This is a genomic window from Streptosporangium sp. NPDC023963, assembly GCF_040639135.1.
GTDB lineage: Bacteria > Actinomycetota > Actinomycetes > Streptosporangiales > Streptosporangiaceae > Streptosporangium.
In genome coordinates, this window is record NZ_JBEZZK010000006.1 from 62,290 (window position 1) to 86,474 (window position 24,185).

Annotated in this window: 21 protein-coding genes; 14 read left to right on the forward strand and 7 right to left on the reverse strand. The window is 72.9% G+C overall.

From position 1 onward, the window contains the following. Position 1: 1 nt before the first annotated feature. Positions 2 to 2,035, reverse strand: coding sequence for a transketolase (tkt, locus tag AB0F88_RS20110; RefSeq protein WP_362686712.1), 2,034 nt, complete (start codon positions 2,033 to 2,035; stop codon positions 2 to 4). 384 nt (positions 2,036 to 2,419) lie between these two features. On the opposite strand from tkt, the gene AB0F88_RS20115 reads away from it, so the two are divergent. Next, positions 2,420 to 3,373: a heme o synthase gene (locus AB0F88_RS20115; RefSeq protein WP_362685755.1), complete on the forward strand. Its 954-nt coding sequence runs from the start codon at positions 2,420 to 2,422 to the stop codon at positions 3,371 to 3,373. Positions 3,374 to 3,779: 406 nt separating this feature from the next. Continuing rightward, a complete protein-coding gene (locus tag AB0F88_RS20120) occupies positions 3,780 to 5,039 on the forward strand; it encodes a PrsW family intramembrane metalloprotease (RefSeq protein ID WP_362685758.1) in 1,260 nt (419 codons plus the stop codon). A 17-nt stretch (positions 5,040 to 5,056) separates the two neighbouring features. Here the strand turns inward: AB0F88_RS20120 and AB0F88_RS20125 are convergent, their stop codons facing one another. Together AB0F88_RS20125 and AB0F88_RS20130 are read right to left on the reverse strand one after the other, a co-directional pair. Next, entirely contained in the window at positions 5,057 to 5,737 is a 681-nt protein-coding gene (locus AB0F88_RS20125) for an ElyC/SanA/YdcF family protein (protein ID WP_362685761.1), read from the reverse strand. 102 nt (positions 5,738 to 5,839) lie between these two features. After that, positions 5,840 to 6,850 carry a COX15/CtaA family protein gene (locus AB0F88_RS20130; RefSeq protein WP_362685764.1) on the reverse strand — a complete coding sequence of 337 codons (1,011 nt, stop codon included), beginning with the start codon at positions 6,848 to 6,850 and terminating at the stop codon, positions 5,840 to 5,842. 221 nt (positions 6,851 to 7,071) lie between these two features. Here AB0F88_RS20130 and AB0F88_RS20135 point away from each other — a divergent pair, with 221 nt between their 5' ends. The 11 genes from AB0F88_RS20135 to AB0F88_RS20185 all read left to right on the forward strand — a co-directional run bounded on the left by AB0F88_RS20135 (position 7,072) and on the right by AB0F88_RS20185 (position 18,083). Next, a complete protein-coding gene (locus AB0F88_RS20135) occupies positions 7,072 to 8,310 on the forward strand; it encodes an FAD-dependent oxidoreductase (RefSeq protein ID WP_362685767.1) in 1,239 nt (412 codons plus the stop codon). Between the two features lie 52 nt (positions 8,311 to 8,362). Then, the gene (locus AB0F88_RS20140) at positions 8,363 to 8,659 is read left to right on the forward strand and encodes a (2Fe-2S)-binding protein (RefSeq protein ID WP_362685770.1); all 297 of its coding nucleotides are present in this window, start codon (positions 8,363 to 8,365) and stop codon (positions 8,657 to 8,659) included. 7 nt (positions 8,660 to 8,666) lie between these two features. After that, entirely contained in the window at positions 8,667 to 10,292 is a 1,626-nt protein-coding gene (locus tag AB0F88_RS20145; RefSeq protein WP_362685773.1) for an FAD/NAD(P)-binding oxidoreductase, read from the forward strand. Beyond that, positions 10,289 to 11,182, forward strand: coding sequence for a dihydrodipicolinate synthase family protein (locus AB0F88_RS20150; RefSeq protein WP_362685776.1), 894 nt, complete (start codon positions 10,289 to 10,291; stop codon positions 11,180 to 11,182). Before AB0F88_RS20145 ends, AB0F88_RS20150 begins: the two co-directional genes overlap by 4 nt. Before the next feature lie 34 nt (positions 11,183 to 11,216). Then, the gene (locus tag AB0F88_RS20155; RefSeq protein WP_362685779.1) at positions 11,217 to 12,218 is read left to right on the forward strand and encodes a proline racemase family protein; all 1,002 of its coding nucleotides are present in this window, start codon (positions 11,217 to 11,219) and stop codon (positions 12,216 to 12,218) included. Positions 12,219 to 12,511: 293 nt separating this feature from the next. Continuing rightward, positions 12,512 to 13,684, forward strand: a complete 1,173-nt coding sequence (locus AB0F88_RS20160) for a branched-chain amino acid ABC transporter substrate-binding protein (protein WP_362685782.1) — start codon at positions 12,512 to 12,514, stop codon at positions 13,682 to 13,684. Next, entirely contained in the window at positions 13,681 to 14,574 is an 894-nt protein-coding gene (locus tag AB0F88_RS20165; protein WP_362685785.1) for a branched-chain amino acid ABC transporter permease, read from the forward strand. Before AB0F88_RS20160 ends, AB0F88_RS20165 begins: the two co-directional genes overlap by 4 nt. Further along, positions 14,571 to 15,566, forward strand: a complete 996-nt coding sequence (locus AB0F88_RS20170; RefSeq protein WP_362685788.1) for a branched-chain amino acid ABC transporter permease — start codon at positions 14,571 to 14,573, stop codon at positions 15,564 to 15,566. Before AB0F88_RS20165 ends, AB0F88_RS20170 begins: the two co-directional genes overlap by 4 nt. After that, the gene (locus AB0F88_RS20175) at positions 15,563 to 16,546 is read left to right on the forward strand and encodes an ABC transporter ATP-binding protein (protein ID WP_362685791.1); all 984 of its coding nucleotides are present in this window, start codon (positions 15,563 to 15,565) and stop codon (positions 16,544 to 16,546) included. Before AB0F88_RS20170 ends, AB0F88_RS20175 begins: the two co-directional genes overlap by 4 nt. Next, positions 16,539 to 17,264, forward strand: coding sequence for an ABC transporter ATP-binding protein (locus AB0F88_RS20180; RefSeq protein WP_362685794.1), 726 nt, complete (start codon positions 16,539 to 16,541; stop codon positions 17,262 to 17,264). Before AB0F88_RS20175 ends, AB0F88_RS20180 begins: the two co-directional genes overlap by 8 nt. A 138-nt stretch (positions 17,265 to 17,402) precedes the next feature. Continuing rightward, on the forward strand, positions 17,403 to 18,083 hold the full coding sequence (locus AB0F88_RS20185; RefSeq protein WP_362685797.1) for a GntR family transcriptional regulator: 681 nt from the start codon (positions 17,403 to 17,405) through the stop codon (positions 18,081 to 18,083). A 21-nt stretch (positions 18,084 to 18,104) separates the two neighbouring features. Here the strand turns inward: AB0F88_RS20185 and AB0F88_RS20190 are convergent, their stop codons facing one another. The 4 genes from AB0F88_RS20190 to AB0F88_RS20205 form a co-directional block, all read right to left on the reverse strand. Then, positions 18,105 to 19,022 (reverse strand): DMT family transporter, encoded by a 918-nt coding sequence (locus tag AB0F88_RS20190; RefSeq protein WP_362685800.1) that lies wholly within the window; start codon positions 19,020 to 19,022, stop codon positions 18,105 to 18,107. A gap of 194 nt (positions 19,023 to 19,216) precedes the next feature. After that, positions 19,217 to 20,620 carry a glycosyltransferase family 39 protein gene (locus AB0F88_RS20195; protein ID WP_362685802.1) on the reverse strand — a complete coding sequence of 468 codons (1,404 nt, stop codon included), beginning with the start codon at positions 20,618 to 20,620 and terminating at the stop codon, positions 19,217 to 19,219. A 190-nt stretch (positions 20,621 to 20,810) separates the two neighbouring features. Continuing rightward, positions 20,811 to 21,578 carry an ABC transporter permease gene (locus AB0F88_RS20200; protein ID WP_362685804.1) on the reverse strand — a complete coding sequence of 256 codons (768 nt, stop codon included), beginning with the start codon at positions 21,576 to 21,578 and terminating at the stop codon, positions 20,811 to 20,813. A 166-nt stretch (positions 21,579 to 21,744) separates the two neighbouring features. Then, positions 21,745 to 22,653, reverse strand: coding sequence for an ABC transporter ATP-binding protein (locus AB0F88_RS20205; protein ID WP_362685807.1), 909 nt, complete (start codon positions 22,651 to 22,653; stop codon positions 21,745 to 21,747). A 244-nt stretch (positions 22,654 to 22,897) separates the two neighbouring features. Here AB0F88_RS20205 and AB0F88_RS20210 point away from each other — a divergent pair, with 244 nt between their 5' ends. Beyond that, a complete protein-coding gene (locus AB0F88_RS20210; RefSeq protein WP_362685810.1) occupies positions 22,898 to 24,130 on the forward strand; it encodes a multidrug effflux MFS transporter in 1,233 nt (410 codons plus the stop codon). Positions 24,131 to 24,185 lie beyond the last annotated feature (55 nt).

Genomic DNA, 24,185 nt, shown 5'->3' on the forward strand with positions numbered 1-24,185 from the left:
ATCAGTTTCCCGTCGTCTCGCCCTTGTCGGCTCCGGTCTTGGCGAGGCTCGCCTTGGCGGCGGCGGCCACGCGCTCGGCGGTCAGGCCGAACTGTTCGTAGAGGGTCTTGTAGGGGGCCGAGGCACCGAAGTGCTCCAGGCCGACCACCACACCCTCGTCTCCCACGAACTCCCGCCAGCCCAGCGAGATTCCCGCCTCCACGGCCACGCGGGCGCGCACCGAGGTGGGCAGCACCGTCTGCCGATAGGCCGCGTCCTGGGCCTGGAACCACTCGACGCACGGCATCGACACGACCCGGGTCGCGATGCCCTGCGCCTCGAGGATGTCGCGGGCACCGAGGGCGATCTCGACCTCGGAGCCGGTGCCGATCAGGACCACCGAGGGCTGCCCGTCGGAGGCGTCCCGCAGGATGTAACCGCCGCGGGCGACCTGCTCCGCGTCGCCGGTGCCCTCGAAGACCGGCAGGTTCTGGCGGGTCAGCGCCAGCGCGGCCGGGCGGTCGTTGTGCTCGAGCACGACCTGCCAGGCGGCGGCCGTCTCGTTGGCGTCGGCGGGGCGGACCACGTCGAGGCCGGGGATGGCGCGCAGCGACCACAGGTGCTCGACGGGCTGGTGCGTCGGGCCGTCCTCGCCCAGGCCGATGGAGTCGTGCGTCCACACGTAGGTGACCGGCAGCCTCATCAGCGCCGCCAGCCGCACGGCCGGGCGCATGTAGTCGCTGAACACCAGGAACGTGCCGCCGTACGGGCGGGTGCCGCCGTGCAGCGCGATGCCGTTGAGGATCGCGCCCATGCCGTGCTCGCGGATGCCGAAGTGCAGCGTCCGGCCGTAGGGGCCGCCGGGGAACTCCTTGGTCTGGAACTCCTCGGGGATGAAGGACGGCTCGCCCTTCATCGTGGTGTTGTTGGACTCGGCCAGGTCGGCCGAGCCGCCCCACAGCTCGGGCAGCACCGGCGCGAGGGCGCTGAGCACCTCGCCGGAGGCCTTGCGGGTGGCGACGGAGGAGCCGATCTCGAAGGACGGCAGCGCCTCGGTCCAGTCCGCCGGGAGCTTTCGCGCGGAGATGCGGTCGAACTCGGCGGCGCGCTCGGGGTTGGCCTCGCGCCAGCTCTCGTAGAGCTTGTCCCACTCGGCACGCTCGGCCCGGCCGCGCTCGACGACCTCGCGGGCGTGCTCCAGGACCTCGGCGGGGACGTCGAAGCTCTTCTCGACGTCGAAGCCCATGACCTTCTTGGTCGCGGCGACCTCGTCGGCGCCCAGCGCCGAACCGTGGATCTTGCCGGTGTTCTGCTTGTTGGGGGCGGGCCAGCCGATGATCGTGCGCAGCCGGATGAACGACGGCCTGCCGGTCTCGGCGCGGGCGGCCTCCAGGGCCTGGTGCAGCGCCTCGACGTCCTCGACGTAGTCGCCCGTCCGCGTCCAGTCGACGGTCTGGGTGTGCCAGCCGTACGCCTCGTAGCGCGCGACGACGTCCTCGCTCAGCGCGATCTGGGTGTCGTCCTCGATCGAGATGTGGTTGCTGTCGAAGACGACGGTCAGGTTGCCCAGCCTCTGGTGGGCCGCGAGGGCGCTCACCTCGTGGCTGATGCCCTCCTCGATGTCGCCCTCGGAGGCGATGCACCAGATGTTGTGGTCGAACGGGCTCGCGCCCGCGGCGGCGTCCGGGTCGAACAGGCCGCGCTCGCGGCGGGCGGCCATCGCCATGCCGACCGCGTTGCCGATCCCCTGGCCGAGCGGGCCCGTGGTGGTCTCGACACCGACGGTGTGACCGTGCTCGGGGTGGGCCGGGGTCAGGCTCTCCCACTGGCGCAGCCCCTTGAGGTCGTCCAGGCTGAGGCCGTACCCCGACAGGAAGAGCTGGATGTAGAGGGTCAGGCTGCTGTGACCCGCGGAAAGGACGAACCTGTCACGGCCCGCCCACGTGGGATCTGACGGGTCATGTCGCATCACCCGCTGGAACAGCAGGTAGGCGGCCGGCGCCAGGCTCATCGCGGTGCCGGGGTGACCCGATCCCGCCTTCTCTACCGCGTCCATGGCCAGGGCCCGTACGACGTCGACCGCACGGCGGTCCAGGTCGCTCCATTCGAGGGCTGGCACGAGTTCACTGCTCAAGTGCTCGATCTCCGGATCTAATCGTCTGATTGGTGGCGCCGGTCTGGTATTTCCCGCCCACACCGGACCCTAACGGTTTCGACCTGGCCACCGTGGCGCAGGTCGACCCGGGGCGGGTCCGCGGGATCCGCAGGCGGCGCGCGCCTCCCGGATGGGAGCCCCCCTCGCGCCGCTTCCGCACCCCGTGCCGGGACCGGCCCCCCCTGCAACTACAGTGAGTCCTCAAGGCTGGCTGGTGCCCGCATTCACGGATCCGCTCTAATCAGAGGTTACGCGTTGACCCCGCACGTGCTGGAAGCGCCTTAGATGGTGCTCACCGACAAGCAATCGACGACCCCTCCCGAGGGGGGCACGGTCCCCGAGGCCGGGCCGCGCTCCTTCGGCGACGTCGTGAAGGCGTACGTCGCCCTCACGAAGCCGCGGATCATCGAGCTGCTGCTGATCACGACGCTGCCGGTGATGTTCCTGGCGGCCAAGGGCCTGCCGCCGTTGTGGATCGCCGTCAACACGCTGGTGTTCGGCACCCTGTCGGCCGGCAGCGCGAACGCGCTGAACTGCTACATCGACCGTGACATCGACGCGGCCATGCGCCGCACCCGGCGCCGCCCGCTCGCCCGCGACCTGGTGCCGCCGACGAACGCGCTGATCTTCGGGATCATCCTCGGCGCGCTGTCCACTCTTGGACTCGGTTTGACGGTGAATTGGCTCGCCGCGGGCCTGTCGCTGGGCGCGAACCTGTTCTACGTGCTCGTCTACTCGATGATCCTCAAGCGGCGGACCTCGCAGAACGTGGTGTGGGGCGGCATCGCCGGCTGCATGCCGGTGCTGATCGGCTGGGCGGGTGTCACCGGCAGCCTCGACTGGGCCCCCGTGGTGCTCTTCGGCGTGGTGTTCTTCTGGACGCCCCCGCACACCTGGACCCTGGCGATGCGCTACAAGGAGGACTACGCGGCGGCGAAGGTCCCGATGCTCCCGGTGGTGGCCACCGAGCGTCGCGTGGTGCTGGAGAGCATCGCCTACACCTGGGCCACGGTGCTCTGCTCGCTGCTGCTGTGGCCGATCGCCGGGACCACGCTTCTCTACCCCGCCGTGGCCGCCGTCCTGGGCGCCGCCTGCCTGTGGGAGGTCCACCGCCTCCTCGGCCGGGTCAACGCGGGCAAGACCGGCGTCGACCTGCGCCCGATGCGCTTCTTCCACTGGTCCAACGCCTACCTGGCGCTGCTGTTCCTGGCCGTCGCCATCGACTCGATGTTCGTCTGATGTTCGCCTGAGGCTCATCCGACACCCGTCTGAGTCATCTCACACGTACGTTCTCCCCCGGTGCGCCCGTTTCCGCGCCCCGGCCACGGGGGAGACGTCTCCCGGGGGGAAGACGTTTTCTTGACCGGCCCGGGGCGGGCCTGGTCGTGGGGAGGGTGAATCGTGGTCTTCGGGAAACCCTGGGAGCCGGATTCCGGCTCCGGTCGCGGGGGCGGCCCATCACTCGGCATGGTCCCGGGATTCGCGGCGGCCGGACGGATTCGCCGGATTCGCCGGATATGCGAGGTTCGCGGGGTGGCCGGCGGGGCGTGGCCGCGATCCGGTACCGGCGCGGGGTTCGTCAACCTTCGGACGGTAATCTCCCGGTTCCAACCGTGGGGCGGGTACCAGCGGTTACGGTGGCCACATGGCCGGCCATGACCCCCGCTGGGTGCTCAGGGACCGTCCGTCGGTCACGCTGATCGTCGGGCTCGTCCTGGCGGGACTGTGCGCCCTGGTGTCGTTCTCCTTCGACGTGCTGAACGGCGACCCGGTCTACTTCTTCATCGCCCTGGGCCTCGCGCTGGCGCCCGTCCCGGTGCTGCTGGCCGCGGTGCTGGCGCTCGACCGCATCGAGCCCGAGCCGCGCGCCAACCTGCTCTTCGCGTTCGCCTGGGGCGCGGGCGTGGCGGTCCTGGTAGCAGGGGTGATCAACTCCTTCAACCTGCTCTACATCGAGAACACCGTCCAGCTGGGCTACGACTACGCGCGCAACATCACCGCCACGTTCGGCGCCCCGGTGGTCGAGGAGACGATGAAGGGCCTGGTCCTGCTGGGCCTGCTCAGGTTCAAGCGCGCCGAGCTGGACGGGCCCACCGACGGCATCATCTACGCCGGCATGGTCGGCCTCGGCTTCGCCATGAGCGAGAACGTCAGCTACTACGTGGCCGCGCTCGACGAGCTGGGCGCGCAGGGCCTGGCGGTGACCGTCGTGCTGCGCGGGATCCTCTCGCCGTTCGCGCACCCGCTGTTCACCTCCATGATCGGTGTCGCGGTGGCCTACGCGGCGCAGCGCCGGGGACCGGGCCGGATCTTCGTCATCGCCGCCGGGTGGATCGGCGCGATGCTGCTGCACGGCATCTGGAACGGCTTCGCCTCCTATGTCGGCATCGGCGGCCTGGCCATCGCCTACCTGCTGCTGATGGCCGTGCTGTTCGCGCTGATCTGGATCATCTTCCGCGACCGCAAGCGCATCATCGGGCTCATCCAGACCTACCTGCCCGCCTACTGGGCGACGGGGCTGGTCTCCTCGGGCGATGTCGCGATGCTCTCCTCCCTGCCCAGCCGCCGCCAGGCCCGGCAGTGGGCCAGGAACCACGGGGGCAGGACGGCCCTGCGGGCGATGAGCGACTACCAGCTGGCGGCCACCGAACTCGGCCTGCTCCACGAGCGGGCCAGGGGCCACGTGATCGACGAGCGCACGTTCAACGAGGAGCAGCGGGCGCTGCTGGAGTGCATGGCCGGTGCCCGCGCCCGGTTCCCCGCGCCGTCCGCGGCCGGGAACGCCACGGCGGGCCACACCTCCGGCGGCCCCGGCCGCGCGGGCGGCTCTCCCTTTCCGCAGGGCGGCTCCGCCGGTGACCCCGGTCCCGGTCACCCGCCGCAGGGCGGTGCGTTCCGCCTGTAGGGCGTCCTGGCCGGGGTTCACCCCCGCCGGAGCGCGGTCTCCAGGGTGGTCTCGCGGGGCCCGGGGAAAACGGGCGGCGAGTCGAGGAGCACGGAGTCGACGAGCCCTTTCGCCGAGGCGAGGAACTCACGGGCGGCGAGGCCGTAGGTGGACACCCACCGCTTGGACGAGTCGTCGCCCACGCCGAAGGTGTCCAGGCCCGCCGTGCGGCACAGGGTGACCGCCCTGGGCAGGTGGAACACCTGGGTGACCACGGTGACCTTGGTGGCGCCGAACACCGTACGGGCCCGGACGCACGAGTCCCAGGTGTCGAAGCCCGCGTAGTCCAGGACCAGCGCCCCGGCCGGTACGCCGCTCGCCAGCAGGTAGTCGCGCATCACGGTCGGCTCGTCGTACTCCCTGCGGCTGTTGTCCCCGGAGAGCAGGATCGCCTCGACCCTGCCCGCCCGGTAGAGCTGCGCGGAGATGTCCAGGCGCCTGGCCAGCATGGGGGAGGGGACGTCCCCGACGACGCCCGCCCCCAGCACCAGCGCCACCGGGGCCTCGGGAACCCCGGCCACCCAGCCGGGGGAGGAGTCGGCGACCGCCCGGTGGCCGGAGCTGGACAGCCAGGCCCAGGTGATCGGGGCGACGGCCAGGACGCTCAGCAGCACGACGCCCTGGTAGCAACGCCGCATGATCGTGCGTGACGACGACATCCGATCATTGTCCTGCCGCACCGGGACCGCGTCGAGTGCGGACGGCGTATGGACGGCGTCCGGGCGGTGTGCGGGAAGCGGACGGGCGGTGTGCGGGCGGGGTCAGACGCGGACGGCGTCGCGGTCGCCGGCGACCGCCTCCGGGAGGTCGCGCGGCCCGCGCGGGCCGGTCGCGAACAGCACCCGCAGCGCGCAGAGCCAGACCAGGGTCGCGCCGAGCACGTGCAGGTTGACCAGGGCCGCGGGCACGCCCAGGAAGTACTGGACGTATCCGACGACCCCCTGCGCCGCCTCCACGGCCAGCAACGTCCACGCGGCCCGCCGGGCGTACCCGGGCGCGTCGGTGATGTGCAGCGCGAACGCCAGCGCGAAGGTGAGGCCGACCACCACGTAGGCGACGTCGGCGTGGATCCTCGCCACGGTCTCGATGTCGAAGCCGAACCGGGAGGCCATCTCGTCGCCGGAGTGCGGCCCGGTGCCGGTCACCACCACGCCCACGACGAGCAGGACAAACACGGCGGCGACGAGCGCGAAGGCGAGCGTGCGGACGTGGCGGTGGACCGGCTGCCGGGACCCGCCCTCGCTCCGGTCCCTGTTCTCGCCTTGCCTGGCACGGGCGTACAGCGCGTACGCCGCGGCGATCATGCCGACGGAGACCAGGAAGTGCACGCTCACGGTCACCGGGTTGAGCGCGCTGCGCACGACCAGGCCGCCCCAGAGCCCCTGGAAGGCCACGCCGATCGGCTGCAGCCAGGCCAGCCTGACCAGGTCGGGGCGGCGGGCCGGCAGCAGCCGCAGGGCGGCGATCAGGCAGGCCACGCCGACGGCCAGCACCAGGAAGGTCAGCATCCGGTTGCCGAACTCGATCGCCATGTTCACCGGGGAGATCTCGGCGTGGGCCACCGGGGTGAAGCTCTCCGGCGTGCACCGGGGCCAGGTGGGGCAGCCCAGGCCCGACCCGCTGACCCGTACCGCGGCGCCCGTCACCGTGATCCCGATGTTGACGACGACCGCCGCCAGCGCCCAGCGGCGCAGCGTGAGGAGGGTCGGCGGCCCCACGATCCGCGCCGACTTCACGGCGTGCCGGCGGGTCCGGTCAAGGAGGTGGTTCACGGCTCACATGCTAGGTGGCGAGGTGGGCGGTCCCGCCGCGGACCCCGGGTACCGGCCGCCGGAGCGGGCCACCCGCCGCGAGACGGCGTGCCGTCCGGGCCGGTGGGTAGGGGTGCGCTCGAGCCGGCGGCACGCCTGCCACGCCTGTTTTGGTGCATTGATCCGATAGAGGGTATGTGACATAGTACTGGCGAGTCCGAGGCGCGGGAGCGAGGTGGGACATGCCGGACGTCGTGGTCATCGGCGCCGGAGTCGTCGGTGCCGCCTGCGCCTACTACGCCGCCCGCGCGGGACTGGACGTGGTGGTCGTCGACCGGGGAGCGGTGGCGGGCGGCACGACGGGTGCGGGTGAGGGCAACATCCTGGTCTCCGACAAGGAACCGGGACCCGAGCTCGACCTGGCGCTGCTCTCCAACCGGCTCTGGCGAGACCTGGCCGGGGCCGGCGGTGACAGCGGTGACGACAGCGACGACAGCGACGACAGCGCCGGCGGGGCCGGCGGGGCCGGTACGGCGGGCGGCGGGGGGTTCGAGCCGGGCGGGGGGTTCGAGTTCGAGGCCAAGGGCGGCCTGGTGGTCGCCGAGACGGACGAGATCCTGGCGGCGCTCACCGGCCTGGCGGCCAAGCAGGGCGTCGAGCACGTCGCCGTCGCCTCCGGGGAACTCGGCGACTACGAGCCCCACCTGGCGAGGGGGCTCGCCGGAGGCGTGTTCTACCCGCAGGACGCCCAGGTCCAGCCCATGCTGGCGGCGGCCGGGCTCATCCGGAGGGGCGCCGAGCGGTTCGGCCACGGCGCCCTGATGCTGCGGACCGGCGTGACGGTGACCGGCTTCGTCCGTGCCGGCGGCCGGGTCGCCGGCGTCACCACCGATCACGGCGACATCCTCGCCGGAGCCGTCGTCAACGCCGCGGGCACCTGGGGCGGCGAGATCGCCGCGCTGGCCGGTGCGCGCGTCCCGATCCTGCCCAGGCGCGGCTTCATCCTGGTCACCGAGCCCCTCGCCGGGCCGCTCATCAGGCACAAGGTCTACACCGCCGCCTACGTCACCGCGGTGGCCAGCGACTCGGAGGGGCTGGAGACGTCCGCCGTCGTGGAGAGCACCCCGTCGGGGCCGGTGCTCATCGGCGCCAGCCGCGAGCGGGTCGGCTTCGACCGCACGGTCTCCGTCCCGGTGCTCGAACGTCTCGCCCGCCAGGCCGTGGAGCTGTTCCCCGCCCTGGCGGCGTACCGGGCGATCCGCGCCTACTGCGGTTTCCGCCCCTACTGCCCGGACCACCTTCCGGTGATCGGGGAGGATCCCCGGGCACCCGGGCTCTACCACGCCTGCGGCCACGAGGGGGCGGGCATCGGCCTGGCCCCGGCCACCGGCCACCTGATCGCCCAGCTCCTGGCCGGGCTCCGCCCCGACCTGGACCTCGCCCCCTTCCGCCCGGACCGCTTCGCCGAGGAGACGTCTTGACCTTCTCACGGAGCCGGAGCCGGAGCCGGAATCCTTCCGGCGGAGGTGCCCGATGAGGGATCCGTACCGCCTGGTGAGGGCGCGGCCCGAGCCGGGGTTCGAGATCAGCGTGGACGGCGTCCCCGTCCCGGTGGTCCCCGGCCAGACCGTCGGCGCCGCCATGCACGGCGCGGGCATCCGCTCCTGGCGCACCACCAGGTTCGGCGGGCGCCCGCGCGGGCTGTTCTGCGGCATCGGGGTCTGTTTCGACTGCCTGGTCACGGTGAACGGGACCCCGTCCCTGCGCGCCTGCCTGACCGAGGCCCTCCCGGGAGACCTGGTGACCACCGGCGACGAGGGGGAGGGGTGAGCGGCCGATGACGCGGATTCACGACCTCGCCGTCGTCGGCGCGGGCCCCGCGGGGGTCGCGGGCGCGCTCACCGCGGCCCTGTCCGGGCTGGACGTCGTACTGATCGACGGGGCCGCCAGGCCGGGCGGCCAGTATTTCCGGCGTCCCGCCGAGGGTTTCCGCGCCGCGCGGCCCGGCGCGCTCCACCACGGGCTCGACCGGTTCACCCGCCAGTGGGAGACGCTCGGCGAGCGCGCCGAGGTGCTCCTGCGCCACCGGGTCTGGGCGGTCGAGCGCGCGGACGGGGCGATCACCGTACGGTGCCTGGAGGGAGACCGTGAGGAGCGGCCCCGCGCGGTGACCGCGCGCGGGCTGCTGATCGCCACCGGCGCGCACGACCGGCCGCTGCCGTTCCCCGGCTGGGACCTGCCGGGGGTGCTCACCGCGGGCGGCGCGCAGGCGCTGCTCAAGGGCGACCTGGTCCTCGCGGGAAGCAGGATCGTGGTCTCCGGCACCGGCCCGTTCCTGCTCCCCGTCGCCGCGGGCCTGGCCGACGCGGGGGCCCGGGTGCTCGGCGTCCACGAGGCCGGCAGCGGGTTCGGGCTCGCCAGGCACCCGCTGCTCGCGGCCGGACGGGCCGGGGAGGCCCTCGGGTACGGAGTGCGCCTGGCCCGGCACCGGATCCCGTACCGCGTCCGCGAGGCGGTGGTCGCCGCGCACGGCGACACCGCGCTGACCCACGTCACCGTGGCGAGACTGGACGGGGACTGGCGGCCGGTCTCGACGAGGACCGTCGAGTGCGACACCCTCGCCTTCGGCTACGGATTCGTCCCCCAGCTCGACCTGCCGGTCCAGCTGGACTGCGACACCCGCCGCGACCCCGACGGCGGCCCGGTCGTCGCGGTCGACGCGGGCATGCGCACCAGCGTGCCCGGCGTCTACGCGGCGGGGGAGCCCACCGGCGTCGGCGGGGCCGCGCTCGCCGAGGTGGAGGGCCGCATCGCGGGCCGGTCCGCCGCCGCGGACCTGGGCCGCCCCGTGCCGCCCGACCCGGCCCTGTCCCGGCGCAGGGACCGGCTCGCCGCCTTCGCCCGCGCCCTGCAGGAGGCCTACCCGGTACGGCCGGGCTGGCGGGAGTGGCTGCGCGACGACACGCTCGTCTGCCGCTGCGAGGAGGTGCCCCTGTCGGCCGTGCGGGAGGCCCAGGCGATGGGGGCCGTCGACGCGCGTTCCGTCAAGCTCCTGGCCCGCCCGGGGATGGGGTGGTGCCAGGGCAGGATGTGCGGCTACGCGGTCGCGTGCCTCGCGGGGGAGGACCCCGCGCCGCCCCGGCGCCCGATCGCCCAGCCCGTCAGGCTCGGCGACCTCGCCGCGCGGCCGTCGTCCGCCCCGGAACGGCGGGAGGGCCGCCCTGTGACGGGAGGGCCGGAAACCCTCCTGGACCTGGACCTCGGCATGGAGCTGGACATGGACCTGGGACCGGACCCGGACCTGGGACCGGACCTGGGACCGGACCCGGACCCGGACCCGGACCCCGATCGGCAGGAGACCTCCCCGGAGCCGGGTGGCTCTGGGCCTCCCCCGCGCCGGGACCGTACGGGATCTTCCCCGGACCCGTACCGGCTGGAAAACCCTCGGAAGGACGAACCATGACGACCCCCGCGAAGCCCTGGCACGGTGTGACCGTGGCCACCGCGCTGCCCCTGGGCGCGGACCTCTCCCTCGACCTGGACGGCTACGCCGAGCACTGCCGGTGGCTGGTCGCCTCCGGGTGCGACGGCGTCGTGCCGAACGGGTCGCTGGGCGAGTACCAGACGCTGACCCCCGAGGAGCGGGCCTCGGTCGTGGAGACCGCGGTCGCCGCCGTCGGCGGCGACCGCGTCATGCCGGGGGTCGCCGCCTACGGCGCCCTGGAGGCCCGGCGCTGGGCCGAGCAGGCCGCCGAGGCCGGGTGCCGCGCGGTGATGCTGCTCCCGCCGAACGCCTACCGCGCCGACGACAGGACCGTGGTGGAGCACTACCGGGAGGTGGCCCGGGCCGGCCTGCCGGTGGTGGCCTACAACAACCCCTTCGACACCCGGGTGGACCTCACCCCCCGACTGCTGGCCACCCTCCACGCCGAGGGTCTGATCGCCGGGGTCAAGGAGTTCAGCGGGGACGTCCGCCGCATCTACGAGATCGCCGAACTCGCCCCCGGGCTGGACGTGCTGGCCGGGGCCGACGACGTGCTGCTGGAACTGGTCACCGCCGGGGCGGTCGGCTGGGTGGCCGGCTTCCCCAACGCGCTGCCCGAGTCGACCGTGGCCCTGTACCGCGCGGCCGCCGCGGGGGACACGGCCACCGCGCTGCCGCTCTACCGCGCGCTGCACCCGCTGCTTCGCTGGGACTCCAGGCCGGTGTTCGTCCAGGCCATCAAGCTCTCCATGGACCTGGCCGGGCGCAACGGCGGCCCGTGCCGCCCGCCCAGGCTCGGCCTCGCCCCCGAGCAGGAGGCCGCCGTGCGCGCCGCCACGGAGAAGGCCCTGGCCGAGGGCCTGCGGTAGATCCACCCCTTACCCTTCCCCGTGAGGAGAGTCGATGAGAACGAAGAGGGTCTTCCACGCGGTGGACTCCCACACCGAGGGCATGCCCACCCGGGTGATCACCGGGGGAGTGGGGGTCATCCCCGGCTCCACCATGGCCGAGCGGCGTGAGCACTTCCTGGCCGAGATGGACCACGTCCGCACCCTGCTCATGTACGAGCCGCGCGGCCACTCGGCGATGAGCGGGGCCATCCTGCAGCCGCCCACCCGGCCCGACGCCGACTACGGCGTGCTCTTCATCGAGGTCTCCGGCTGCCTGCCCATGTGCGGGCACGGCACCATCGGCGTCGCCACGGTCCTCGTCGAGACCGGGATGGTCGAGGTGGCCGAACCGGTCACCACCATCCGGCTGGACACCCCCGCGGGCCTGGTCGTCGCCGAGGTCCGGGTCGAGGACGGCGCCGCCGCGGAGGTGACCATCACCAACGTGCCCTCCTTCGGCGCCGGGCTGGACCGCGTGGTCAAGGTTCCCGGTTTCGGGGAGGTCGTCTACGACCTCGCCTACGGCGGCAACTACTACGCGATCCTGCCGATCGAGTCGGTGGGCCTGCCGTTCGAGCGGTCGCGCAAGCAGGCGATCCTCGACGCCGGTCTGGCGATCATGGGGGCGATCAACGAGCAGGACGAGCCCGTCCATCCGCTGGACCCCGGCATCCGGGGCTGCCACCACGTGCAGTTCACCGCGCCCGGTTCCGGCGCCCGGCACTCGCGGCACGCGATGGCGATCCATCCCGGCTGGTTCGACCGCTCGCCGTGCGGCACCGGTACCAGCGCCCGGATGGCCCAGTTGCACGCCAGGGGCGAGCTTCCGCTGGACACCGCCTTCGTGAACGAGTCGTTCATCGGCACCCGCTTCGTCGGGCGGCTCACGGAGGAGACGGAGGTGGCGGGCCTGCCCGCGGTGGTTCCGGCCATCACCGGGCGGGCGTGGGTCACCGGCACCGCCCAGTACTTCCTCGACCCCCGCGACCCGTTCCTGGGAGGTTTCCTCCTCTGACTCCGGTCGCCGGGCCGCCGACGGTCCGGTTTCCGGCCGGGCGGCGCGGGACCGTTTCCCGCGCGGGCCCGCGACCGCAACCCCGGCGCCGGAGAACCCTCGCGGGAGGCCGTTCCCGGCGCCGTCCGCCCCTCTCCGAGCTGCGAACACGCCGTCCTCCCCGGGGGACGACCCCGGTGGGCCGCGGCTCGTGGAAAAACGGCGTCTTAACGCTAACGGTCTTGTTTCGGCCCTTGACGTGCGCCGGCATTGCCCGTGCAATATCACACACCACCGGACGTGAGGAGCCGCGCATGCGTGCCACCCCCCTGAAGTGCTTCACCTCGCTGGCCGTTCTCGGTCTCATGGTCACCGGATGTGGCCAGGGACTGCTCGGTGACGGCGGCGGGGGACAGACGGCCGCCGCGAAGGACGAGCCGATCGTCCTCGGCATGCTGATCCCGCAGTCGGGCAGCGAGGCCGCCATCGGTCCCTACATGAGCAACGCGGCGCAGCTCGCGATCGACGAGATCAACGCCAAGGGCGGTGTGCTCGGCCGCAAGCTGGAGCTGAAGACCGCCGACGACGCCTGCGACGCCCAGTCCGCGGCGGCGGGCGCCAACAAGCTGGTCACCGAGGGGGTCGACGTCTCCGTGGGCGGCTACTGCTCCGGGGCGACGCTACCCACCCTGCCGATCTTCGGCAAGGCCGGAATCCCGATGATCATCCCGGCCGCCAACTCCCAGGAACTGGTCGACCAGAAGCTCAAGCACGTCTTCCTGATCAACGGCACCGGCTCCCAGCAGGCCGCGGCGGCCGAGAAGTGGATCGCCAAGCAGGGGTCCAAGAGCGTCGCGCTGATGCACGACAACACCAGCTACTCCAAGGACATCGCGCTGCGCACCCAGGCCCTCCTGGAGGCCCCCGACGGAGCCGAGGCCGCGATCACCGAGGCGGTCACCCCGAAGGAGAGCGACTACAGCGCCAACATCACCAACGTGCTGGCCAAGAAGCCCGACTTCGTCTACTGGACCGGTTACTTCCAGGAGGGCGGCCTGATCGCGCGCCAGCTACGGCAGGCCGGATACAAGGGCTCCATCATGGTCGGCGACGGCTCGGTCTCCCCCAAGCTGATCGAGATCGCCGGAGACGAGGCCGCCGAGGGCCTCTACGCCACGATGACCCAGACCCCCGACACCCTCGAGGGCGCCGAGGGCTGGATCGAGGCGTACAAGAAGAAGTACTCCTCCGAGCCCGGCCCGTACTCCAACCAGGCCTACGACGCGGTGCGGCTGGCCGCCGAGGCGATCACCAAGGCGGGTGCCACCGAAGGCGACAAGGTCATCGCGGCGCTCGAGGCGATCGACGGCTTCTCGATGTTCTCCGGGCCGCTGAAGTTCACCCCCGAGCACACCCTGGCCAACGGCGGCTTCCAGATCCTTGTCGTCAAGGACGACAAGTTCGCCCTGCAGGACGCCCTCCAGTGACGCAGCTCGTCTGGAACGGGCTGTTCGTCGGCTCGTTCTACGCTCTGGTGGCCCTGGGCTACAGCATGGTCTACGGGATCATCAAGCTGCTCAACTTCGCCCACGGCGACCTGTACATGCTGGGCGCGTTCGCCGGTTTCGCCATCCTCGGCGCGGTCGGCGGCGTGTCCTCCTCGATGGCCCTGCCGCTGCTGCTCGCGGTGCTCCTGGCGACCATGGTCGTCACCGGCCTGGCCGGGGTGGCGCTGGAGCGGATCGCCTACCGGCCGCTCCGCCGCGCCCCGCGGCTGTCCCTGCTGATCACCGCGGTCGGGGCCTCCTTCGCCCTGGAGTACGGCATGCGCGCGGTGGCCGGGGCCGATCCGCGCGTCTACCCGGTACGGCTGGGCGGCACCTCGCTGGAGATCCTCGGGGCCCGGCTCACCGTGCAGCAGGTCGTCCTGGTCGGCGTGGCGGTGCTGCTCATGGCCGGGCTCAACCTGCTGGTCACCCGCACCCGTGAGGGCCGGGCCATGCGGGCCATCGCGCTCGACCCGCGCACCAGCGCGCTGATGGGCATCGACGTCAACGCGGTGATCTCCCGCACCTTCTTCATCGGCTCGGCGCTGGCGGGGGCCGCGGGGGTGATGGCCGGGGCCTACTACGGGAAGATCGACTTCATGATGGGCTTCCTGATCGGGCTCAAGGCCTTCACGGCGGCCGTCATCGGCGGCATCGGCAACATCCCCGGCACGATGCTCGGCGGCCTGCTGCTCGGGCTGCTGGAGTCGTTCGGCACGTTCTGGCTGGGCGGTGAGTGGCGCGACGTGTTCGCCTTCGGAGTGCTGATCCTGTTCCTGACGGTGCGGCCCACCGGCCTGCTCGGCGAGCGCGTCACGGAGCGCGTATGAACGAGACCACCGGGCCCGCCGGAGCCACCGATGCCGGTACCGAGGTCCGCCGCCGCGGCGCCGGCAGGCCCCCCACCCGGGCGTCGAGGCTGCTGCAGAACCGCTGGGCCGGGATCGCCGGACTGCTGATCGCGCTGCTGGCCCCCTTCGTCAACGCCACGCCGTACGCGCTGTCGGTCATGACCAGCGCGGCCATCGCCGTGATGCTCGCCGCCGGGCTGAACATCGTGGTCGGCTACTGCGGCCTGCTCGACCTGGGCTACGTCGCCTTCTTCGCGGTCGGCGCCTACACCAGCGGCGTGCTGGCCACCCGCTTCGACCTGCCGCTGCTCGCCACGGTGCCCGCCGTGCTCGTGGTCACGGTCGTCGCCGGGATCGTCATCGGCGCACCCACCCTGCGGCTGCGCAGCGACTACCTCGCCATCGTGACCCTCGGCTTCGGGGAGATCATCCGGATCACCGCCAACAACCTGGACGTCACCGGCGGCCCCTCCGGCATCTACGGCATCCCGCACCTGGTCGAGCACCCCGCGGCCTTCTACTACGTCACCGTGGCCGTCGTCTCGCTGGCCGTCCTCGGCGCGGCGCGGCTGGGCCGCTCCCGCCTGGGCCGGGCCTGGCGCTTCGTCCGGGAGGACGAGGACGCCGCCGAGGCGATGGGCGTGCACACCTACCGGGTCAAGCTCGCCGCCTACATCGCCGGGGCGGTCTGGGGCGGCCTGGCCGGGGTGCTGTTCGCCGCGCAGCTGTCGGCCATCTCGCCGGGCAGCTTCACCTTCCTGTCGTCGGCGCTGGTGCTCATGGCCGTGGTCCTCGGCGGCATGGGATCGGTGCCCGGCGTCGTCGTCGGCGCCATCGTGATCAGCATCCTGCCGGAGATCCTGCGCGACCTCGCCGACTACCGGTTCTTCCTGTTCGGCGTACTGCTCATCGTCTTCATGCTCCTGCGACCGCAGGGGATCTGGCCGGCTCGTTCCAAGGAGGTCCCGTGAGCCTGCTGAGCGTGGCCGACCTGCGCCTGACCTTCGGCGGGCTGGTGGCCATCGACGGCCTGTCGTTCTCGGTGGACGAGGCGGAGATCGTCTCGGTGATCGGGCCCAACGGGGCGGGCAAGACGTCGGCCTTCAACTGCGTCACCGGCTTCTACCGGCCGACCTCCGGCCGGATCACCCTGCGCGGCAGGGACCTGCCGGGGATGCGGCCCTCGGCCATCGCGGGCCTGGGGGTCGCGCGGACCTTCCAGAACCTGCGCCTGTTCGGCGAGCTGTCGGTCCTGGACAACGTGCGCGCCGGATCGCACCTGTGGCTGCGCCAGAGCGTCCTGGACGCGCTGCTGCACACCCCGCGCTACCGGCGCTCCGAGCGCGAGTGCACCGAGCAGGCCCACCACTGGCTGGACTTCGTCGGCCTGCGCGGCGACCGGTACGGGCAGGCACGCAACCTTCCCTACGGTGAGCAGCGCCGTACGGAGATCGCCCGTGCCCTGGCCCGCCGCCCCGACCTGCTGCTGCTGGACGAGCCCGCGGCAGGGCTCAACCACGGCGAGAAGGCCGAGATGCTCGACCTGATCCGGCGCATCCAGGCGCTGGGGGTGGCCATCGTGCTCATCGAGCACGACATGGGCCTGGTCATGGAGGTCTCCGAGCGCGTGGTCGTGCTCAACTTCGGCAGGGAGATCGCCGACGGCCGTCCCGAGGACGTCCGGCGCGACCCGGCCGTCATCGAGGCCTACCTCGGCGGCGACCCCACCGCCGCGAGGGACGAGGCCGGCGGGACCGCGACGGCGGGGAAGGGCGGCACCGGGGAAGGCGGCTCGGGTGAGGAGGCCGCGGCGAGACACGGCGAAAGATACGGCGAAAGGCGAGACGACGGCGCCGGGAAAGCCGGAAAAACCGGGGAAACCGGAAAAGAGGCCGCCGGAAAAGAGACCGCGGGGAACGACGGCGCGGCCGGGGGAGAGGCCAATGCTTGACATCGACGGGCTGGACGTCCACTACGGCGGCGTGCACGCCCTGCGGGGCCTGTCGCTCGGCGTCGCCGAGGGGGAGATCGTGGCCCTGCTCGGCAACAACGGCGCGGGCAAGACCACCACGCTGTCGGCGGTCTCGGGGCTGCTGCGGCCCTCCGGCGGCACGGTGGTCTTCGACGGGAAGGCGATCACCAGGGAGAAACCGCATCGGATCACCGCGCGCGGCCTGGTGCACGTCCCGGAGGGCCGCAGGATCTTCAGCACGCTCAGCGTGCACGAGAACCTCCAGCTGGGCGGCTACCTGGTCCGCGACCAGGCGGAGATCCGCGCGCGGATCGAGCGGGTCTACGAGCTGCTGCCCCGCCTGGCGGAGCGGCGCGCCCAGCAGGGCGGCACGCTGTCGGGCGGCGAGCAGCAGATGCTCGCCATCGGCAGGGCGCTGGTCACCGGGCCCCGGCTGCTGTTGCTCGACGAGCCGTCCATGGGCCTGGCGCCCCTGGTGGTCGCCTCGGTCATGGAGCTCATCGCGGGGATCAACGCCGAGGGCACCTCGGTCCTGCTCGTCGAGCAGAACGCCGTGGCCGCCCTGGGGATCGCGCACCGCGGCTACGTGATCGAGAACGGCGAGTGCGTCCTCGACGGGCCTGCCGCCGAGCTCCGCCGGGACGCCCGGGTGGTCGAGGCCTACCTCGGCGGGGTCCGGGGGAGCGAGGGGGGATGACCGGCGGAACCGCCGCCGGCGTCGTGCCCTCCGGATCGGCCCCCGGGTGTTCGGGGACGCACGCATGGCCTGGGAGGATGAGGGAGTGGCGGGTTCCGCCGATCGGGCGCGGACGCGAGCGACACGAGAGGCTCCGGTATGGCTCCTAGGGCGGACGGCCGGCTCGACCTGCCGGCCGTGAGCGAGCGGCAGAGCCTGCGTGAGCAGGTGGCCCACGCGCTCAGGGCGGCCCTCATCACCGGTGAGATGAGGCCTGGCATGGTCTACTCCGCCCCGGTCCTCGCCGCCCAGTTCGGGGTCTCGGCGACCCCGGTGCGCGAGGCCATGCTCGACCTGGCCAAGGAGGGCCTGGTCGAGGCGGTGCGCAACAAGGGCTTCCGGGTCACCGAGCTGTCCGACCGGGACCTGGACGAGCTGACCGAGATCCGCAGGCTCATCGAGGTGCCCACGGTGGCGCAACTGGCCGACGCCGGGCGCGCGCCGAGCTTCGAGACGCTGCGCCCGCTGGCCCAGGCGATCGTCGACGCCGCCGAGCGCGGCGACCTGCTCGCGTACGTCGACGCCGACATCCGCTTCCACCTGGACCTGCTCGCCCTGGCGGGCAACTCCCACCTCGTGGAGGTGGTCCGCGACCTGCGCAACCGGGCCCGCCTGTACGGCCTGTCCTCCCTGCACCGGCGGGGCACCCTCGCCGACTCCGCCCGCGAGCACCTCACCCTGCTCGCGCTGCTCTCCGAGGGGGACGCGAGCGGTGCCGAGCGGCTGATGCGCGCCCACATCCGGCACGTCCGCGGCATCTGGGCCAGCCGGCCCGAGTAGCGGTGGACCGGGTGGGCGGCGTCAGCCGCTGCCGCGGGTGGCGCCCACGCTGGCGACGACCACGCAGCCGATGGCGGCCCACTCCCGCATCTGGAGCACCTCGCCCAGCACCAGCAGCCCGACCAGCGCCGCCATCGCCGGCTCCAGGCTCATCAGGATGCCGAAGACCCGCTTGGGCATCCGGCGCAGTGCCTCGAGCTCGATCGAGTAGGGGATGACCGACGACAGCAGGCCCACCCCGAGCCCGATCAGCAGGAGCTCGGGCTGGAGCAGGTCGGTGCCGCCCGAGGTGATCCCGACGGGGGCGACCAGCACGCAGGAGACGATCATCGCCAGGGAGAGGCCGGTCGTGCCGGGGAAGCGCCGGCCGACCGAGGCGGACAGCAGGATGTAGCCGGCCCAGCAGGCCGCCGCCACCAGGGCGAAGGCGATCCCGGCCCAGCTGATCCTGGACGCCCCCGTGCCCCACGGGGCCAGCAGCACCACGCCCGACCCGGCGAGCGCGACCCAGAGCAGGTCGAGGCGGCGGCGTGAGGCGGCCACCGCGACGCCGAGCGGGCCGAGGAACTCGATCGCCACCGCGATGCCCATCGGCAGCCGGGCCAGCGCCTCGTAGAACGACAGGTTCATCACGCCCAGTGTCACGCCGAACGCCACCCCCGCTCCGACGTCCGCCCTGGACAGCCCGCGCAGCCGGGGGCGGGCGACCGCGCCCATGATCAGCGCGCCCGTCGCGATCCGCAGGAACACCACGGCGCTCGGCGGCAGCTGGGCGAACAGGTCCTTGGCGAAACCCGCGCCCACCTGCACCGACAGGATGGCCAGCAGCACCAGCCCGGACGGCGGGACGGCGTCGGAGGCCGCCTTCAGCAGCGCCGCGGGCCTGGGCAGGCCCTGCTTGTACGGCTCGGCGGGCCCCTGCGCGGCTTCGGCGGTCACGGCTCTCCTAGTGCCAGGTGCAAAGTGATTGATGACACCTTACTTATCGCGGCCCTCGTTTTCAGTGGCGTCCGCGATGCGAGACGCCCGGCGAGAAGCGCCTCCCGCGAAGGTGGCGCCTCGGGGGCCTCGGTGCTCCCAGTCTCAGGGACCTCGGTGTTCCCGGCGTTCCCGGGGGGTGACGGCCCGCCGGTCTACTCGGTGGCGGGCGCCGGGTCGCGGGTGTAGAGCGCCACGGTCATCCCGGGTACGCGGCCCGTCCGCCATGCCTTGGCCCGGACGAAGCCCTCCTTGGTCAGGGCGGTGACCCGGCCGACGCGCGAGGCCGCCTCCGATCCGCCGCGCCAGACCACCCAGACCCGCTCGCGCCCGGCCACGGCGGCGGCCACGTCGGAGCGCTCCGGGTAGCCGAAGGAGTCCGGCAGGGGGCCGGGCCCGGCGAGCAGCACGTCGTCGGGCAGCCCCTTCCCGCCGTGCCGCGTCCCGTCGTAGTAGCGGAAGCCCTCACGCAGCGAGGAGCGCCCGTAGACGAGGGCGTCGCCCGGCCGGGACTCGCCGGCGAGGATCCGCACCGCCCGGGGGAAGTTCTCGTGGTGCCCGTCCTCCCTGCGGAAGTCCAGCTGGCCGGGGAACCCGGCCGCCAGCACGCCCGCCAGCGCGAGCACGGCGGGCAGGCGGGGCAGCGCGGTGAGCGCGAGCCCGGCCAGCAGCGCGTACGCGGGCACCGTCGCGAACAGGTAGCGGTCGACGTAGACCGGCGAGACCAGGTGGGACAGGGCGAACAGCAGCAGGGGCGGCAGGAGCGCCCAGGCGCCCAGCAGGACGATCCAGAGCCGGTCGGCGCCGTGTCGCCGGCGCAGGAAGGGGGCCGCCGCCGCGACGGCCAGCACCGCGCACCCCGCCAGGGCGGTGCCCCCGGCCATCTTGGGCAGTGCCAGGAACACGTCGGGTCCCGGCATGGTGATCCAGCTGATCGCGTGCCGCTCGGCGAAGCCGACCGCCGCCCAGACGGCCCCCGGAACACACCCCAGGGCCATGCAGGCCAGCACCCTGGGCAGGACGCCCCGCCCGTACAGTGCGATCGCGAGCAGGTGCGCGGCCATCACGAGCAGCGCGAACACCTGCGTGCAGCCCAGCAGCGCGACGGCGGCCGCGTACCTCCACCAGCCGCCGCGCCGTCCGGGCTCCTCGATCGCCCGGTACAGCGTCCAGGTGGCCAGGACCGCGGCGGCGGCGGCGAACGCGTAGGAGCGGATGTTCTGCCCGTGGTAGGAGACCGAGGGCAGGAAGACGTAGACGGCGGCGGCGGCCAGTCCGGCGGGCTGCGAGCTGAGCCGGCGTCCCAGGTCGGCGATGAGCGCGGTGGCCGCGCCCGTCGCGAGCGCCGAGGGCAGGCGCATCCACCATTCGGCCTGCCCGAACTCCAGCCACAGGTGCATGAACGCGTAGTAGGGCAGGAAGTGCCCGTCGATGTGCTGGGCCAGCTCCCAGAGTCCTCCGGCGCCGCGGCGGGCCGCGCTGAGGGTGGCGAGCTCGTCCCCCGACTGGGAGACCGTGGACGAGCCTGCGACGGCGACAAGCGTGGCGACGATCCCCATGGCCAAACTTGGCCAGATTTGCCCCGTATGTCGTGTCGCCGGACGGGATGAAGACCGCGTTCCGGTAGTGATCACTTGGAGGATGGTAAATCTTGGCGATCATCCCCGTAGATCTTTTACGGTGAAACGTGGGGATATTTCCGGTTAAGCCGTTCCGGCGCGTGGGTTCCGGTGCGTGGGTCCGGCCGGGTCACTCCCAGCGGAACGTCCGGGAGGTCAGGAGGAGCGACACCGCCGCCCACGCCGCGAGGATCGCCACGGCGGCGAGCGGCGGTCCCGCACCGTCGCTCAGCACCGCGCGGAGCCCGCCGGTCAGCGCCGAGATCGGCAGCAGCTCCAGCACCGGCCGTACCGCCTCGGGGAATTTCGCCAGCGGGAAGGCGACCCCGCCGCAGGCGAGCAGGAGCAGGTAGACGAGGTTCGCCGCGGCGAGCGTGGCCTCGGCGCGCAGCGTTCCCGCCATCAGCAGGCCGAGCCCGCTGAACGCGGCGGTGCCCAGCACGACCAGCAGCAGCACCGCGAGCGGCGAGCCCGCGGGGCGCCAGCCCAGGGCGAGCGCCACCGCGCAGACGACCGCCACCTGGACGACCTCCACGGCGATCACCGCGAGCGTCTTGGACAGCATCAGCCCGGTCCGCGACAGCGGGGTCGCGCCCAGCCGCTTCAGCACGCCGTAACGGCGCTCGAAGCCCGTCGCGATGGCCTGCCCGGTGAAGGCGGTGGACATCACGGCCAGCGCGAGCACCCCGGGGGTCATGAAGTCGACCCGGGAACCGCCGCCCACGTCGATGATCGGGGCGGAGGAGAGGCCGACGAGCAGCAGCACCGGGATGATCATCGTGAGCAGCAGCTGCTCGCCGTTGCGCAGCATCGCCCGGATCTCCGCGCCCGTCTGGGCCGCCACCATCCGGCCCAGCGGCGCGGCTCCGGGCGCCGGCGTGAGGTCCAGGGTCGTCATGGGGCTCTCCTGCGGTCTGGCCCGCGCTCCGGCCGGGACCGCACCCGGACGCGCGCGGGGCGGTGGTGAGGGGTTTTCGAGGGGGCCGCCGGAGCGAGGGGCTCCGGGAGCGTCACCGGGGCGAAGAGCTCCGGGAGCGGCGCCGGAGCCGGGGATCGCGAGGGCGTCACCGGAGCTCACGCCCGGTCAGTTCCAGGAAGACGTCCTCCAGGGTGCGCCGCTCGATGCTGAGGTCGTCGGCGGTCACCCCCTCGGCGGCGCACCAGGTCGTCACGGTGGCCAGGAGGCCGGGCGCGACCTGTCCCTCGATGATGTAGTGCCCCGCCGGCGACTCCTTGGCCGCGCTGCCGGCGGGCAGGGCGGCCAGCAGCTCGTCCAGGGAGAGGCCGGGCCGGGCGCGGAAGCGCAGCTGCCGCTCGGCGCCGGTGAGGGAGGAGGGCGTGCCCTCGGCGACCACCCTGCCGCGGTCGATGATCACGATCTGGTCGGAGAGCTTCTCCGCCTCGTCCATGTGGTGGGTGGTGAGCACCACCGAGACCCCGCTCGCGCGCAGGTCCCGCACCAGCTCCCAGCAGGCGTGCCTGGCCTGCGGGTCCAGACCCGCGGTCGGCTCGTCGAGGAAGACCAGCTCGGGACGGCCGATGACCGCCCCCGCCAGCGACACGCGCTGCTGCTGGCCGCCGGAGAGCCTGCGGTACGGGGTGCGGGCGTGCTCGCTCAGCCCCAGCCGCTCCAGCAGCGCCGCCGGGTCGAGCGGGTGGGCGTGGAAGCGGGACATCAGCCGCAGCCACTGCCCGCAGCGGGACGCGGGGGGAACGCCGCCCGCCTGGAGCATCACCCCGACCCTGGCCCGCAGTTCCGGTCGTGACGGGTCGAGCCCGAGCACCCGCACGGTGCCGCCGTCGGCCCGGCGGAATCCCTCGCAGATCTCCAGGGTGGAGGTCTTGCCGGCCCCGTTGGGGCCCAGCACCGCGGTGACCGCGCCACGGGCGGCGTTGAAGGTCAGGCCGTCGATCGCGGTCGTCCCGCCGTATCTCTTGACCAGGTCGACGATCTCGACGGCTGGGGAGTCCATGGCCACGAGTTTAGGGACTGCGCTCGCCGGTCACGCTCCCGGACCACGCGTCCGCGGTCGCCGCGGCCCCGTTTCCCGGCCGGGACCGGACCCGCCCGACTGGCGCTTAAAGGTTTTTCTGAGGAAATTTCCGAAATACAGGAATTCGGATGACCGGCTGTTGGTTGGCACGCTTCGGCCCCTGTGGGCCCATCGTTCGCCCGTGACCAGCGGGCGTGGCCTGCAATCAAAAGGGGACACGGGTATGACCGCGGCCGTCGTCGAGCCGGAGGTGGCGCCGATCGCACGGCGCAGGACACTGCTACTGCTCATCCTGGGCGCGCTGTCGGCGGTGGGTCCTCTCTCGATCGACATGTACCTGCCCGCCTTCCCCTCCATCGCCGCCGACCTGGGCACCGGGCAGGCGCAGGTGCAGCTCACCCTCACCGCCTGCCTCGTCGGGTTCTCCATCGGGCAGGTCGTCGCGGGCCCGATCAGCGACACGCGCGGCCGGCGCGGCCCGCTGCTGATCGGCATCGCCGCCTACGCCGCAGCCTCCCTGCTGTGCGCCTTCTCCCCGTCGGTGTACGGGCTGGTGGGGTTCCGCCTGCTGCAGGGCATCGCGGGCGGCGCCGCGCTGGTGATCGTCCGCGCGGTCGTCCGCGACCTGTACGAGGGGGCGGCCATCGCCCGGATCTTCGCCACCCTCATGCTCGTGACCGGCCTCGCGCCGATCCTCGCCCCGATCGCGGGCGCGCAGCTGCTCGACCACACCTCCTGGCGGGGCGTGTTCGTCGCGCTGAGCGTCGCGGGGCTCCTGCTGCTGGCCTTCGCGCTGTCCGGGGTGCGCGAGACGCTGCCCGCCGACCGGCGCGAGAGCGGCGGGCTCCGGCACACCCTCGTCACCTTCTGGCACCTGCTGCGCGACCGCTCCTTCATGGCCGCCACCCTGGCCGGGGGGCTGGGCTTCGCGGCCATGTTCGCCTACATCTCCGGCTCGCCCTTCGTGCTCCAGGACGTCTACGACACCTCGGCGCAGACCTTCTCCCTGGTGTTCGGGCTGAACGCGCTCGGCCTGACCGTCACCGCGCAGATCGGCGGGCGCCTCGCCGGGCGGCTGGATCCGGCCAGGCTGATCGTGGCCGGGCTGCTCATGAGCGTGGCCGGGGCCGCGGGGGTGCTCGTCGCGGCCCTGTTCCACCTGCCCCTGCCGGTGCTGGTCGCCGCGCTGTTCGTGATGATGTGCGGGGCGGGTTTCGTCCTGCCGGGCAGCGGCGCGCTCGCCCTGGCCGGCCAGCCCCAGCAGATCGCCGGGAGCGCGGCCGCGCTGACGGGCGTGCTGCAGTTCGCGCTCGGTGCGCTCGCCGCCCCGCTGGTGGGCCTGGGCGGCGAGGGGTCGGCCCTGCCGATGGCCGTCGTCTTGGCCGGTTTCACCCTCGCCGCGCTCGCCGCCTTCGTCGGGCTGCGGGGGACCTCGCGGAGCGTTTCCCCAGCTTAGGTAAGGCTTACCTGCGTGACGAACCACATTCGGTCGACCGAACATCGGGTTTGTA

Bases quoted from the DNA above. Each gene is read 5' to 3' on its own strand.
- AB0F88_RS20170 (WP_362685788.1), top strand. From the start codon at position 14,571: ATGAACGAGACCACCGGGCCCGCCGGAGCCACCGATGCCGGTACCGAG.
- AB0F88_RS20120 (WP_362685758.1), top strand. From the start codon at position 3,780: ATGGCCGGCCATGACCCCCGCTGGGTGCTCAGGGACCGTCCGTCGGTC.
- AB0F88_RS20195 (WP_362685802.1), bottom strand. From the start codon at position 20,620: ATGGGGATCGTCGCCACGCTTGTCGCCGTCGCAGGCTCGTCCACGGTC.
- AB0F88_RS20140 (WP_362685770.1), top strand. From the start codon at position 8,363: ATGAGGGATCCGTACCGCCTGGTGAGGGCGCGGCCCGAGCCGGGGTTC.
- AB0F88_RS20160 (WP_362685782.1), top strand. From the start codon at position 12,512: ATGCGTGCCACCCCCCTGAAGTGCTTCACCTCGCTGGCCGTTCTCGGT.
- AB0F88_RS20135 (WP_362685767.1), top strand. From the start codon at position 7,072: ATGCCGGACGTCGTGGTCATCGGCGCCGGAGTCGTCGGTGCCGCCTGC.
- AB0F88_RS20185 (WP_362685797.1), top strand. From the start codon at position 17,403: ATGGCTCCTAGGGCGGACGGCCGGCTCGACCTGCCGGCCGTGAGCGAG.
- AB0F88_RS20155 (WP_362685779.1), top strand. From the start codon at position 11,217: ATGAGAACGAAGAGGGTCTTCCACGCGGTGGACTCCCACACCGAGGGC.
- AB0F88_RS20115 (WP_362685755.1), top strand. From the start codon at position 2,420: ATGGTGCTCACCGACAAGCAATCGACGACCCCTCCCGAGGGGGGCACG.
- AB0F88_RS20180 (WP_362685794.1), top strand. From the start codon at position 16,539: ATGCTTGACATCGACGGGCTGGACGTCCACTACGGCGGCGTGCACGCC.
- AB0F88_RS20200 (WP_362685804.1), bottom strand. From the start codon at position 21,578: ATGACGACCCTGGACCTCACGCCGGCGCCCGGAGCCGCGCCGCTGGGC.
- AB0F88_RS20210 (WP_362685810.1), top strand. From the start codon at position 22,898: ATGACCGCGGCCGTCGTCGAGCCGGAGGTGGCGCCGATCGCACGGCGC.
- AB0F88_RS20150 (WP_362685776.1), top strand. From the start codon at position 10,289: ATGACGACCCCCGCGAAGCCCTGGCACGGTGTGACCGTGGCCACCGCG.
- AB0F88_RS20145 (WP_362685773.1), top strand. From the start codon at position 8,667: ATGACGCGGATTCACGACCTCGCCGTCGTCGGCGCGGGCCCCGCGGGG.
- tkt (WP_362686712.1), bottom strand. From the start codon at position 2,035: ATGGACGCGGTAGAGAAGGCGGGATCGGGTCACCCCGGCACCGCGATG.
- AB0F88_RS20205 (WP_362685807.1), bottom strand. From the start codon at position 22,653: ATGGACTCCCCAGCCGTCGAGATCGTCGACCTGGTCAAGAGATACGGC.
- AB0F88_RS20125 (WP_362685761.1), bottom strand. From the start codon at position 5,737: ATGTCGTCGTCACGCACGATCATGCGGCGTTGCTACCAGGGCGTCGTG.